We start from the raw sequence: 13,722 nt of genomic DNA on the forward strand, positions 1-13,722 counted from the left end.
AGCATCACTGCTTCTTGAACGATGGGCTTGCCTCCAGGCCCGTCAAAATAATTCGCGTATGAAAATTCGAAAGAGGCTGGCGGCGCTGCCGCTCACAGCCCTGGTCACACTCGCGTCCGCACAACGCGCACCTTCGCCGGCAGACGAAGCGGCGGCAGCACGCGCGAACGCAGAACAGAACCAGCAGCTACAGCAGCAACACGACGCGCAGCAGCGCGAGCAGACCGTCAACGCGCCCGCCGTGCGCTCGACCGTGCCGAAGGCCGGGGTATATCCCGACCTTCGGCGCGAATCGCCGTGCTTTCGCATCGATACTTTCGCGCTCGACGTACCGGCCATGCTGCCCGATATCGCGCGCAAGCATGGGACGTCCAATCTCCCGCTTGACCCTTTCTGGTTCGCGCGCGAATGGCTCGACCACTACAAAGGCGAGTGCATCGGTAAGGTCGGACTCGACATACTGACGAAGGGATTGCAGCAGACAATCCTGTCGCGCGGCTACGTGACAACGCGCGTTCTGCTGTCCGAACAGGACCTGTCAACGGGCACATTGAAAGTCGCGCTCGTACCGGGTGTCGTGCGCCATCTGCGCTTCGCCAACCCTGACACGCGCGGCACATGGAAGTCAGCATTTCCCGCGCGCGACGGCGATCTGCTGAACCTGCGCGATCTTGAACAGGGGCTGGAGCAAATGAAGCGCGTCGCATCGCAGGACGTGGACATGAAGATCGAACCAACGGACGCGCCAGGCGAAAGCGATGTCATGCTCAACGTCAAGCGCTCGAAGCCCTGGACGTTCGTCGTCTCAGCCGACAACTCGGGCACGGACGCAACGGGTAAATGGCAAGGCAACATCAGCCTCGGCATTGATAACCCACTCGGCCTGAATGACGTATTCATGGTCGGCGCGAACCAGGACCTGTCGTTCGGCAACAAGACACTCGGCTCGCACGGTTTCAACGGCTCGTATTCCGTACCGTGGGGCTACTGGACGGCAACGCTCTCGGGCAACACCAATACCTACTATCAGAACGTCGCAGGCGTGAACCAGACGTTTGTGTCCAGCGGCAACTCGCAGACGGCCGCATTCAGGCTCGCACGCGTGCTCTCGCGCAGCCAGAGCGACGTGCTCGGCGCATACGTCCAGCTATCGAAGCGCTTCGGCGAGAGCTTCATCGAAGGCACGACGATCCCGATTCAGGACCGCAACAACACCTTCATTGAAGCGGGCACAACGGATCGTCATTTCTTCGGCGCGGCACAGTTCTACGGCACGCTTGCGTACCGTCAGGGCATTCACGGCCTCGGCGCGACGGGCGACCCCGACCCGAACCTGTATGACCCGACCGCACAGAGCAAGACACGCCCGACGTACCTGTACAAAATGGCGGTACTCGACGCAAACCTGTCGATACCGTTCGCCGTCGCGTCACAGAACTTCCGCTACGTGACGACCTTTCACGGCCAGTTCACCAACGATCTGCTGTTCTACATCGACGACCTGACCATCGGCAGCCGCTACACGGTGCGCGGTTTTGACGGCGAAACGATGCTCGCGGCAGAGAAAGGCTTTTACTGGCGCAACGAACTGCAATGGCCCGTATTCCAGACGGGACAGACGATATACGCAGGCATCGACTACGGGCGCGTGTTCGGCCCGAACACGGCGATTCTGGCGTGTACCCAACTCGCAGGCGCGGTGATTGGCATTCGTGGCGGCATCCCGGCGAAGTACGCGGGTTTCTCGTATGACCTGTTCGCGGGCACGCCCATCTACAAACCATCGGGATTTCCGACTGCACGCGTCACGGCAGGTGTACAGGCGACGGTCCAGTTCTAGAGCAACGAATGCACTCCGGAATCCATTGTGCAAAGCGTTACACCTGAATGGGACCGACGCCCCGACGGTCCCCGCCCTCTCTTCACCGCGACTCAATCGACCCCTGACTCGGCGGCGACGTCACGATACCCCACGCCAGCGGCAAGTCGCCAATCTGCCCGACCGTCTGATAGGTCTTTGCATCAAGCACGAACACGGCATTCGAGCGCCCGCACGCCATCAGCACTTTCGACCCATCCGGCGTGAAGCTGAAATGCCAGCAGCGCTGCCCGACAGGCGCATCGGTCACGTGCTCGTACGTCTTGGCATCGAACACCTGCAAGGTCTTGTCGCGCGCGGCGGCGACGAGCAGATGCTTGCCCTCGGGATCGAACGCGACGCCGTATGGACCCATCTTCGTATCGACCGTCTTCAGTGTCTTTAACGTCGCCGCGTCGAGCACGACGAACTTGTTGGTGTTCTCCAGCGTCACCACATACTGCTTGTGGTCCGGCGACGCCTTGATGCCGCGCGGCCGCGAGCCCTTGTCCATCTTCACCGTGCGCACGAGCTTGCCCGTGCCGGTGCGATACACCGACACCGTATCGTCGCCCTCGTTGGTGACGAGCAGTTCACGCCCATCCGGCGAAAATTCCACACCCTCTGTCTCGTGCCCGCTCTTCACCGAGCGCACCACCTTCATCGTCTTCAGATCGACGATCGCGACTTCGGCGGGCGGGCCGTTCGCGTCGTCATCGTCGTCGTGGCCTTTCCCCGGGCCGCCGCCCGCGCCGGCTTCCGGCTTGCCTTCGGGCTTGCCTTCCGGTTTGCCCGCGCCCTGAGCGCCCTGATTCGCCGCCAGCGCCTGCGGCGGCGGCCCGCTCTCGCCTGGTTCAAATGTCACATAAGCAAACCCGCGATGCACGCGCACGAACTCCGGGTTCTTGCCGATCTTCACGCGCTTGACTACCTCGTCCGTCGACGTATCGATCACCGACAGATCGCCCGTCTTGTTCGCCACCAGCAGCTTGCTGCCGTCCGCCGTCAGGCTCAGCCCGCGCGGGCCGTCCTTACCAAGCGCGATGGTCTTCTTCAGCGTCATCTGATCGAGGTCGATCACGCCGACGCCGTTCGTCTCGCTCGTCACGTACGCGACGGACGCTGCCGATGCCTGGCCGATACCCGCGCCAAGCAGCACGGCGAGCGCGACGGATACGGCCATGCGTGTATGTCTGGTCGTGCAATGCATCGATGTCTCCTGCGGAGTGTTGTTCGACGGGCCCGCGTCGGATCGCGCGAGCCATGTTCGTTGTGCCGCAAGGGCAGATTCACCCACGCTCAAGTTAGCGCATCGCGCGTCGGGATGACAGCATGGAAGGCCGGGAGTTTTTCCCGAAATCGATGGATGCGAGCGGCTCAATGCGCGGCTTCCGGTTCCGACGCGAGCAGGCCAACCAGCGCATCGACGCCGCGCCGCCACGACTGGTCCGTATTGCCGCGGATATCGACGGAACGCTGGAACACGACCTGCCCGCCCGCCGTGTCTTCGATGCGCAGATTGATGTTGAGGATCAGGTTGCTGATTTTCTGCACCCAGCACACGCCGACGCGTTGCACGCCGAGCTTTCGGCCGATCTCCAGTTCGCAGCCGTTACAGGCGCTCAGGTCCTGCGTCTTCGTGAAGCCGTCGATCAGCGCCGCCGCCGGACGATTGTCCGCGACCTTGTACAGGCCGCGCTGGTCGACACGCGCGCGCAACTCAGTGCTTGCCATCTCGGCGCGCGCCTGTTGCGACTGGGTGACGGAGGCATCGTTGTACGCCGCGTTGTCGTCGATCACGACGCAGTCGAGCAACACGATGGAGGACGGCGCGGCATCGACTGTCACCGAAACGGTACAGAGTGCGGCGCCCGCAGCGAGCAGACTACACAGCGCGCGAGCGCGCCGCAGTCCACACATGTCAGCGTTGGATCGCCAAGCGGTCAACCGGTAAGCCCTCCACGATCGAAATACACCCGGAGCAGGCGCACCAAAACGCACCCGCCCTCGCGGCAATCGTGAAGCAGATAACGCGCCTGAACGCTGCAGCGCGCCGGCGGCAGGTCAGGTTTCGGAAACCGAATCCGCAGTCTGCGCCGCCGCTTCCGCAGCCAGCGCCTTACCGACCTCATCCGCGAATCGCTGCAACGCTGAAAGTGGCCCGCAGACGCTGTGATACATCTGACTGCCGATCTGCGCGTCCAGCAACACCTGCATGCCGGACTTCTTAGCCATTTCGATCAGATCCACCTCGTTCTCCTTGCCGGATACGCTCTGTAGCGACAACATCAGCGTACCCAGTCAATTTGACCGTCATTCCCCTGAACAGAGGCCATGAAGCGGATCAATTTACCTGTTTCGACGCCTAACCTTACCGGCAGCCTCACGGCGATTTGAGCGGCGCCGACACCACGGGCCGTGACGCAAGCGGCTGCGCGTCCTTCGCGGGCGGCTCGGCTTTCGGCGGGCGCGCCGTATCGGCGCTCATGATCGAAAAACCGAAGGTGTTCACGCCGTCCAGGCTGCGCGCGAACACCACGCCGCCGTGCATATCGGCGACCGCCTTGACGATCGCCAGCCCGAGGCCGTGATTCTCGCGGCTGTTCGTGCGCGACAGTTCCGCACGATAGAAGCGGTCGAACGCGTGATCGAGCACGTCCCGCATGATCGGCTCGCCGGGATTGGCGACAGCGACCCACACGCGGCCCGCTTCGCGCGACACCGTCACCTGGATCATCGCGCCGGGCGTCGTATGGTGGATCGCGTTGATCAGCAGGTTCGCGAAAGCCCGGCCGAACAGCGAACGATTGACGCGCGCCACCGCATCGCCGTGCAATTGCGCCTGCACCTGGGCCTCTTCCATCGGCATTTCGAGGAACTCGATGGTGCGCGCAATTTCCGTTGCAAGCGAGACCTCGACCAGTTCGGTCGCCCGCTCGCCCTGATCGGCCCGCGCCAGAAACAGCATGTCGTTGATGATGCCGCGCATCCGCTCGAACTCTTCGAGATTCGATTGCAGCGTGCGGCGCAGATCGTCGACCGAACGGTTGCGGGTCAACGCCACTTGCGTCTGCCCAATCAGGATCGTCACAGGCGTGCGCAACTCGTGCGCAACGTCGGCATTGAACGACTCGAGGCGCACGTACGCCTGATCCAATCGCTCCAGCGCGCCGTTGAACGAATGGGCGAGATCGTTCAACTCGAAGGGAAGTTCCGTGGTGCGCAACCGCTGCGAGCGGTTATCGGCGCTCACTTCGGATGCGTCCACCGTCAGTCTGCGCAAGGGCGCGAGGCCGATGCGCGTGACCCAGTAGCTCAGTAGCGACGCGCCGAGCGCGCCCAGCGCCGACAACGCAGCCAGTGCAAGGCCGAATTCGCGCAACGCCTGCTCAGTCGGTGCGTAACTGGTCGCCACCTGCAACTGCACCTGCGGACGCTCGCCGTTCGGCGGAATGGTCAGCGTGCGCGTCAGCAAGTCATGGTCGGTGCCGTTATTCGTGACGCGTGCATAGTCGCCGCGCCATTGCTGCGCAATCGTACCCGTCACAGCGTGGCCGTAATTGAACAGCGGATTCGTGCTCGAAATCGAATAGGCACTCGTGCCGTCGCGCGGCGTCATGTCCGCGAGCTTCTCTTGCGCGATGCGCCACTTGTCGCGGTTGATCGCGTGATGCACGATGATCCGCGCGACTTCCGTGCGGCTATCGAGCGAATCGCGCAGGCGCTGCTCCAGTTGCGAGCGCAGCACGAGGAACAGCCCCGTGTCCACCAGCGTAAAAACAGACAGCGCGACGAGCGCGAACAGCAGCGCGAGACGTCGTGCGATGGAACGGGTCGAGCGAGTCATGATGCCTCCGCTTCCTCGCGGACTTCAAGCACATAGCCCATGCCGCGCATGGTGTGCAGCAGCTTGGTCTGGAACGGGCCGTCGAGCTTCGCGCGCAGCCGCTTGATCGCCGTCTCGACGACGTTCGTGTGGCTGTCGAAGTTCACGTCCCAGACGAGTTCCGTGATGATCGCCTTCGACAGAATATCGCCCTGCCGACGCGCGAGCACGCTGAGCAACTGGAATTCTTTCGCGGTCAGATCGAGCCGCACGCCGCTGCGTGTCGCGCGCCTGCCGATCAGATCGACATACAGGTCGCCGACGCAGATCAGCGTCGATTCCTGCACGCGCGTGCGCCGTGCGAGCGCGTGCAGCCGCTCGACCAGTTCGAGAAACGAAAAGGGCTTGGTCAGATAGTCGTCGGCACCTTCGCGCAGGCCGCGGACACGGTCGTTCACGTGATCGCGCGCGGTCAGCATGATGACGGGCGTCGACTTGCGCATGCGCAGTGCCTTGAGCACGCTGAGCCCGTCGCGCTTGGGCAGCATCACGTCGAGCACGATGATGTCGTAGTCGAACTCGGACGCGAGATGCAGGCCCTCTTCGCCGTCCAGCGCGACGTCCACCACCCAGCCCTGCTCCGTCAGCCCACGGCGCAGATAATCGACGACCTTGAATTCATCCTCCACGATGAGCAGCTTCATGGGCGCTCCTTTTGTATTGTCCTCTTCATTATAAGTAGGCTTTTCAAACCTGTTCAGCCCGTCCTTTACAGTTTGCTTTCAATCTGGTGGGTGCGTACTCGATGCACCTGCATCATTCGATGCATCTTTTGCTGCATCGCCCGGCATGCGCTGCGCATCCGCTTGCTGCACGTCCCAACCGCCGCCGAGCGCTTTCACGAGCGCGACGGATGTCGTCATCTGCTGGCCGTGAATCTGCACGTCCGTACGCTGGCTCGTCAGCAGTGATTGCTGCGCGGTGATCACATCCAGATAGGCGACGAGTCCGCCCGAATAGCGGTCGTTGGCGAGCGACAGCAGCCGCTGCGCATCGGCCACGGCATCGTGCGACTGGGACGCGGCGCTATCCAGCACGGAAAGCCCCGTGATACCGTCCTGCACCTGCTGGAACGCCGTCAGCACGGTTTGGCGGTAATTGGCCTGCGCAGCCTTGTAGCCCTCGCTAGCGAAATCGACATTGGCCGCGCGCCGCCCACCGTCGAACACGACCTGGCTCACCGCGGTGCCTAGTGTCCACACCAGGCTCGGCGCGCTAAACAGGCTCGCGAGGTCCGTGCTTTGCCAGCCGATGCCCGGCGTCAGCGTCAGGCTCGGAAAGAATGCTGCCTTCGCGACGCCGATCTGCGCATTCGCCGCCGCCATCGCGCGTTCCGCCGACGCAATATCCGGGCGACGCTGCAGCACATCGCTCGGCAGGCCAAGCGGGATCGCAGGCACGGAATACTCGACCACTTTCGGCTCGATCGAAAACTGCGGCGCGGGCACCGCGACGAGCGCGGCAATCGCATGCGCGAACGCCTCGCGCTGTGTGACGAGAAGCTGCGCCTGAACGCGCGTCTGATCGAGCAGCGACTTCTGCTGCAACACGTCGAGCCCGGAAACGGCGCCGAGATCGTGCTCGGTCGTCACGTAGTCGAGCGCTTTCTGTTGTAACTGCACCGAGCGGTTCAATACGTCGATTTCCGCATCGAGCTCGCGCAGTGAGAAATAGTCGGTGGCGAGATCGGTGGTGAGCACGAGCCGCGCATTCGCGAGGTCGTCGCGCGACTGTTCCGCCGACGCCCGCGCGCCCTCCACTTCACGTCGGATGCGGCCGAACAGATCGACGTCGTAGTTGATCGTCGGGCCGATCTGCAAGTCGTTTTGCACCATCGACTGGTTCGGCACCGTGAAGCTCGTGGCGGGCCGGTTCTTCGAAATGCGCTGGCGGGCCGCCGAGGCCGACAGATCAACTTCGGGAATCAGTTGCGCGCGCGTATTGGCGAGCGTGGCGCGCGCCTGCGCGTAATGCGCGCTGGCGGCGGCGAGCGTCTGGTTTTCCGCAAGCGCCTGCGTTTCGAGCGTATCGAGCGTCGCGTCGCCGAACGCCTTCCACCAGTCTGGCGCGAGCGGCGCATGTGAGGGCTGCGCAAGACGCCAGTACGAATCCGTGCGCCACGTAGGCGGTGCGTCCGTCATCGGCGTCTTGTAGTCGGGGCCGACCGTACACGCGCACAACGTGGCCGCAAGGGCCAGCGTACTCGCTCGCGCGGCAAGGATAAGGGTATTCACGACGCCGCCTTGTTCTTCGCCTGCGGCTGCGATTGCGGACGCGTCACTACGACATGGTCGCCGTCCTCGATCGAATCGCTCGGGTTGATGATCACGCGGTCGTTCGGCTCGACGCCGCTTTCGATTTCAAGCGTCTGCCCGAGATCCTGCGCAATCGTTACCTTGTGCAGATGCACGACGCCATCGTTGTCGACCACGGCAACGCGCGGCCCTTCCGCGCGGAACAGCAACGCATTGCCCGGTACCGACAACTGCGCGCGCGCGCCCGAAGGCAGCGCGACCTGCACGTAGGCACCCGGCCTCAGCTTGCCGTCGGGATTGCGCAGTGTCACTTCGACCTGCAATGAACGTGTGGGCACGTCGATCGCGCCGGAAATGTGCGTGATGCGTCCATGGAACTGCTGGCCCGGCAGTTCTGCCTGCGTGACGACCACATCCTCGCCGACCTTGATGTTCTGCGCGTAGGCCTGCGGCAATTGCACAAAGACGCGCAGCGGGTCCGACTGCGCGAGCGCGAACAGCGCGCGGCTCGTGCCGCTGCCCGCGTCGATCAGATCGCCGACATCGACATTGCGTTGCGTGACCACGCCCGCGAACGGCGCGACGATGCGCTTGAAGCTTTCGAGCTGGCGCAAGCGCTTCACGTTCGCTTCGGCGGCGGCGAGATTGGCGACATCCTGCGAGTATGTGCTTTGCCGTTCGTCGAGTTCCTGTTGCGAGACGGCGTCGCGCTGACGCAATTGCTGCCAGCGCTCGTACGAGCTCTTTGCGAGGCCGAGGCTCGACTGCATCTGGTCGCGCTGCGCAACGGCTTGTGCAAGTTCCTGATCGATCTCAGGCGTATCGAGTTCGGCGAGCAACTGCCCTTCCTGTACGCGTGCGCCGATATCGGCATACCAGTGCAGCAGATAACCCGTTGCGCGCGCGAAGATGGGCGACTCGACGTAGCCGCGCAATGTTCCCGGCAGGACCGTGACGCCCGCGCTGCCATCCGTCTGCTTCGGCGTCACCACATCGACGTATTGCTTGGCGTTTTGCTGCGTGGTCTGCGCGACAGAGCGGCTTTGGATGATGTTCGCCACGACAGTCCGCAACGCGCCGATCGCCAGCAGAATCAGCACGATCACGACCGCGATCTTCGCGCGGCGCCATTCGCGATGGCGCGGCGGCAGCGCGTGCCCGTCCTGGGTCTCCCGTGCGGGGATCGCTAGCGAAGAATGCGTTTTTTCAGTCATCTCAATCGTCCGTGTTCGGGCTGTGTCCGTGCTCGTCGTCTCGGCCATGTCATCCATGAGCGTCACCGTGCTGTTGCTCGCCGTGCTCGCGTATTGCCTTGCGATGCGCGAGCCGGCTGTGAATGCCCGCGAACAGCAAGGGCACGAAGAAAAGCGTCGATACCGTCGCGAACAGCAGGCCGCCGATTACCGCCCGCCCGAGCGGCGCATTCTGCTCGGCGCCTTCGCCGAGTCCGAGCGCCATCGGAATCATGCCGATGATCATCGCGAACGCCGTCATCAGAACGGGCCTGATCCGGCTCGCGCCCGCTTCGAGCGCTGCCGTGAGCGGCGGCGCGCCCGCCGTGAGGCGTTGGCGCGCGAACGACACCATCAGAATACTGTTCGCGGTCGCGACGCCCATCGTCATGATTGCGCCCGTCAGCGCGGGGACGCTCAGATGCGTGCCCGTCAGGAACAGCATCCACACGATGCCCGCCAGCGCGGCCGGCAACGCGCTGACGATGATCAGCGGATCGATCCACGACTGGAAGTTCACGACGATCAGCAGATAGACGAGCACAATCGCCATCGCCACGCCGATGCCAAGGCCGAAGTACGACGTGCGCATCGTCTGGACCTGGCCGCGTATCGCGATCTGGCTGCCGCGCGGCAGCGTCGCGCGCGCCTGATCGACGAGCTTTTCGATCTGCCTGTCGACGCTGCCGAGATCGCTCCCCTCGACGCTCACGAACACATCGATCACGGGGCGGATGTTGTAATGCGTGACCATCGCGAACTGGGTCTGCGGCGAGACCTGCACGAGGTTGCCGAGTAGTTGCGTCGGCCCGGTCAACGATGCCGATACGGGTGTGCGCAACAGTTGATCCACTGACGAGATCTGATATTGCGGCGTCTGCACGGCGAGGTTGTATTCGACGCCGTTGCGCGGGTTGAACCAGAATCCCGGCGACGTCTGCGTACTGCCCGACAGCGAGATCAACACGTTCTGCGCGACATTGTTTGCGTTGAGATTCAGCTGCTGCAAACGCGTGCGGTCCATTTGCAGATTGATGACAGGCTCGTCGAGCTTCTGCTGGATGTGCGCATCGACGGCGCCTGGAACGGCGCGGATCTGCTTGAGCAGTTTGCGCGCGATGTCCAGATTGCCTTCCTGATTCGCGCCGACGATCTGTACGTCGACGGCGGCGGGCAAGCCGAAGTTGAGGATCTGCGTAACGATATCGGCTGGTTGAAAGAAGAACTCGGTGCCCGGAAAACGCTGCGGCAATATCGCGCGCAACCGGTCGACATAGCCGAGGCTCGGCTTGTGGTCTTCGTTGAGCGCAAGCAGGATGTCGCCGTCGAGTGTGCCGATCGTTCCGGCGTTGCTGTATGAGAGATTGATGCCGCTATAGGGCAAACCGAGGTTGTCGAGCACAGTCCCGAGTTCGTCGGGCGGAATCACCTCGCGCACCACCTTCTCGACCTGATCGGCGAGCCGGGCCGTTTCTTCGATCCGCGTGCCTGTCGGCGCGCGCATATGCAGGCGTATCTCGCCGGCATCGACGCGTGGGAAGAAGTCTTCGCCCAACACGAATGCCAGGCCCAAGGACACCACACAGAAGCCGAGAAACAACGTGCCGAACATCCGACGCCGCACCAGCAGGCTGCTGAGAACCATGATGTACGCGGCCCGCATCGTCTCGAAGCCGCGGTCGAAACGGTGATACATCCGCATGAACAGATTGGGCCGTGCATTCTCGTCGCGCTTGTGCGCGTGACCCATCAGCAGCATCGCGAGCGTCGGCACAAGGGTTCTCGACAGCACGTACGATGCGAGCATCGCGAACACCACGGCTTCCGCGAGCGGCACGAACAGATAGCGCGCGACACCCGTCAGAAAGAACATCGGCACGAACACGATACATATACACAGCGTCGACACGAGCGCGGGAATAGCAATCTCACCCGCGCCGTCGAGAATCGCGTCGTGCAGATTGGTGCCCATGTGCAAATGCCGCTCGATGTTCTCGATAGTGACGGTTGCATCGTCGACCAGTATCCCCACCGCGAGCGCGAGGCCGCCTAGCGTCATGATGTTGATAGTCTGGCCGAGCGCATGCAGCGCGATCAGCGACGTCAGAATGGACAGCGGAATCGAAATGGCGATGATGCAGGTACTGCGCCAGTTGCCGAGAAACAGCAGGATCATCGCGGCCGTCAGCGCGGCGGCGATCAAGGCTTCGCGCACCACGCCCTGAATGGCGGCCTTCACGAACACCGATTGATCGAATAGCGGCGTGACCTTGAGATCGGGCGGAAGCGCGGCCTCTGCGCTCGGCAAGAGCCCGCGCAGCGTGTTGACAATCGAGAGCGTCGACGCGCTGCCCGTCTTCAGAATCGAAATCAGCACGCCGCGTCGGCCATTTTCGCGCACCACGTTCGTCTGCGGAGAAAAGCCGTCGCGCACGTGCGCCACTTCGCGCAGATAGGTCGTCGCGCCGTTGACCGTGCGCACCGGAATGTCGTTCAGACCCGCGACGGTGGTCGGCGAGCCGTTCATGTTGACCGTGTATTCCTTCGGTCCGATCTTCGCGGTGCCTGTCGGCAGAATCAGGTTTTGCGCGTTGACGGCGTTGACAACGTCGAGCGGCGTCAGTCCCTTGGCGAGCAGTGCGCGCGTGTCGAGATCGACGGAAATCAGGCGGCTCTTGCCGCCATACGGATACGGCACGGCTGCGCCGGGAATCGTCACGAGTTGCGGACGCAGGAAGTTGAGCGCCGTGTCGTTCAGATCCTGCTCGGACAGACGCGGGCTCGACAATCCCAGTTGAATCACGGGAATGCTGGATGCCGAATAGCTGATGACGAGCGGCGGCGTCGCGCCGGGCGGCATTTGCTTCAATTGCGCCTGCTCGACGGCAACGGTCTGCGCGATGGCTGTTTGAATGTTCGCGTTCGGTTGCAGGAACAGCTTGATGATCGAGATGCCCGCGAGCGATTGCGATTCGATGTGCTCGATGTCGTTGACGGTCGTCGTGAGGCTGCGCTCGTTGACGGACGTGATGCGGTTCGCCATGTCCTCGGCGGACAGACCCGTGTAGTTCCAGATAATGCTAACGACGGGAATGTTGATTTCCGGCAGAACATCGACGGGCGTCGTGAACAGCACGAATGGCGTCGCCAGCACGATCAATATGGCCATCACGATGAACGTGTACGGCCGCTTCAATGCGAGATTGACGATCCACATACAGGTGTTGGTATCCGAAAGAAGCGCGCAAGTGTGACGTGAGGCAGCGGCGTCAGTGTCTTTCTGCGCGTCCGCGGCAACCAGGTGTAAATGCTAGTGCGCAAGGCCCAACGAACTGATGGCGCCAAAATGGCAGTTTTGCCATTTTCGACTTTGAATGCTATTTGTCGTGCATGCACGTATTACCGTCTGTTTCAGCGTGAGCGCGTTTTTGCGGCACGTGCCTTGCAGGCATCGCATGCAATCGCGACCGCTATACTCGTTCCACTGCCCGACAAAAAGGCCCATATGAAGCGTTTTTCGATGATTCGCGAGTTTCATCTCGCCGACTGGTTTACGCTCGGCAATGCCGTGTGCGGCACGGGCGCACTGTTTTCGATGATGAGCTACATCGGCAGCGCGAACGTCATGCACGTGTACTTCGCCAGCGCGCTCGTATTTGCGGCGCTGGTGTTCGACGTGCTGGATGGACGCATCGCGCGCTGGCGGCAGAAGGCTTCGCTGCTCGGGAAGGAACTGGATTCGCTAGCCGACGTGATCTCGTTCGGCGTGGCGCCCGCCATCATCGGCTATGGATGTGGCATGCGGGGCCTGTATGACCGCGTTCTGCTTGCGTATTTTGTGGCGTGCGGCGTGTCGCGGCTCGCGCGCTACAACGTGACGGCTGAGACGATGTCGGGCGGGACGGGGAAAGTGACCCACTTCGAGGGCACGCCTATTCCGACATCGTTCGCAATTGTGCTGCTACTTGCCATCGCCGCGTGGCAGGGGGCTCTCGGTCCGCAATTATGGTTCGGCGAGTGGCGGATTGCAGGTCATGTGCTGCATCCGTTGACGCTGGTCTATGGCATTTCCGGATCGCTGATGATCAGCCGCATCCGTATTCCAAAGCCCTGATTGTCAGGCATGTGGTGCGTGATCAATTGCCATTGTAAACGGTGCGATTGAGCGTTTGCAGTTGCCCGTCACGCTCGGACTGTATCAATTGCTGGCGCACGTCCTGACGCGTCTCCGGGTCATTACGGGCGCCTTGCGCCGCGCTGCCCCAATTGACGCCGCCCTGACCCGTGTCCGCTGGCGCTGCCGATTGCGCCTGGGTCTGGTCCATCGGTTGATCGGTCGGCATTTGCTGCGCGTATGCGCTCGACATGGCTGCTACGCCCGCCGTTACCACGAGACTGAGAAGAAGTTGCTTCATTTCAAGGCTCCTTGATCGCGAGAGACTGTGCAGCGAATACAGTCGTCGCAGACGGCTCGCGGTGTCTGCAACGGCT

11 protein-coding genes are annotated in these 13,722 nt (G+C 62.6%); 2 read left to right on the forward strand and 9 right to left on the reverse strand.

Annotated features, from left to right (window positions below; translation table 11 throughout):
• The first annotated feature begins 58 nt into the window (after window positions 1-58).
• Entirely contained in the window at window positions 59-1,840 is a 1,782-nt protein-coding gene (locus BLT65_RS05950; RefSeq protein WP_091775883.1) for a ShlB/FhaC/HecB family hemolysin secretion/activation protein, read from the forward strand.
• Window positions 1,841-1,922: 82 nt separating this feature from the next.
• On the opposite strand, the gene BLT65_RS05955 is transcribed toward BLT65_RS05950, so the two are convergent.
• The 8 genes from BLT65_RS05955 to BLT65_RS05990 all read right to left on the reverse strand — a co-directional run bounded on the left by BLT65_RS05955 (window position 1,923) and on the right by BLT65_RS05990 (window position 12,448).
• Window positions 1,923-3,068 carry a cytochrome D1 domain-containing protein gene (locus BLT65_RS05955; RefSeq protein ID WP_091775886.1) on the reverse strand — a complete coding sequence of 382 codons (1,146 nt, stop codon included), beginning with the start codon at window positions 3,066-3,068 and terminating at the stop codon, window positions 1,923-1,925.
• Between the two features lie 167 nt (window positions 3,069-3,235).
• Window positions 3,236-3,778, reverse strand: coding sequence for a DUF3280 domain-containing protein (locus tag BLT65_RS05960; protein WP_244186428.1), 543 nt, complete (start codon window positions 3,776-3,778; stop codon window positions 3,236-3,238).
• A gap of 144 nt (window positions 3,779-3,922) precedes the next feature.
• Window positions 3,923-4,108 carry a hypothetical protein gene (locus BLT65_RS05965; protein ID WP_007576887.1) on the reverse strand — a complete coding sequence of 62 codons (186 nt, stop codon included), beginning with the start codon at window positions 4,106-4,108 and terminating at the stop codon, window positions 3,923-3,925.
• A gap of 133 nt (window positions 4,109-4,241) precedes the next feature.
• Entirely contained in the window at window positions 4,242-5,705 is a 1,464-nt protein-coding gene (locus tag BLT65_RS05970) for a heavy metal sensor histidine kinase (RefSeq protein ID WP_091775892.1), read from the reverse strand.
• On the reverse strand, window positions 5,702-6,388 hold the full coding sequence (locus tag BLT65_RS05975) for a heavy metal response regulator transcription factor (protein ID WP_007576885.1): 687 nt from the start codon (window positions 6,386-6,388) through the stop codon (window positions 5,702-5,704). Before BLT65_RS05975 ends, BLT65_RS05970 begins: the two co-directional genes overlap by 4 nt.
• 78 nt (window positions 6,389-6,466) lie before the next feature.
• Entirely contained in the window at window positions 6,467-7,978 is a 1,512-nt protein-coding gene (locus BLT65_RS05980) for an efflux transporter outer membrane subunit (protein WP_091775895.1), read from the reverse strand.
• Window positions 7,975-9,213: an efflux RND transporter periplasmic adaptor subunit gene (locus BLT65_RS05985; protein ID WP_091776165.1), complete on the reverse strand. Its 1,239-nt coding sequence runs from the start codon at window positions 9,211-9,213 to the stop codon at window positions 7,975-7,977. Before BLT65_RS05985 ends, BLT65_RS05980 begins: the two co-directional genes overlap by 4 nt.
• Window positions 9,214-9,262: 49 nt before the next feature.
• The gene (locus tag BLT65_RS05990) at window positions 9,263-12,448 is read right to left on the reverse strand and encodes an efflux RND transporter permease subunit (RefSeq protein ID WP_091775898.1); all 3,186 of its coding nucleotides are present in this window, start codon (window positions 12,446-12,448) and stop codon (window positions 9,263-9,265) included.
• A 288-nt stretch (window positions 12,449-12,736) separates the two neighbouring features.
• Here BLT65_RS05990 and BLT65_RS05995 point away from each other — a divergent pair, with 288 nt between their 5' ends.
• Window positions 12,737-13,345 (forward strand): CDP-alcohol phosphatidyltransferase family protein, encoded by a 609-nt coding sequence (locus tag BLT65_RS05995; protein WP_042311829.1) that lies wholly within the window; start codon window positions 12,737-12,739, stop codon window positions 13,343-13,345.
• Between the two features lie 22 nt (window positions 13,346-13,367).
• Here BLT65_RS05995 and BLT65_RS06000 read toward each other — a convergent pair whose 3' ends face one another.
• Window positions 13,368-13,646: a hypothetical protein gene (locus BLT65_RS06000; protein WP_042311776.1), complete on the reverse strand. Its 279-nt coding sequence runs from the start codon at window positions 13,644-13,646 to the stop codon at window positions 13,368-13,370.
• Window positions 13,647-13,722: the final 76 nt, after the last annotated feature.

Source organism: Paraburkholderia steynii (assembly GCF_900100565.1).
In the GTDB taxonomy this organism is placed as follows: domain Bacteria; phylum Pseudomonadota; class Gammaproteobacteria; order Burkholderiales; family Burkholderiaceae; genus Paraburkholderia; species Paraburkholderia terrae.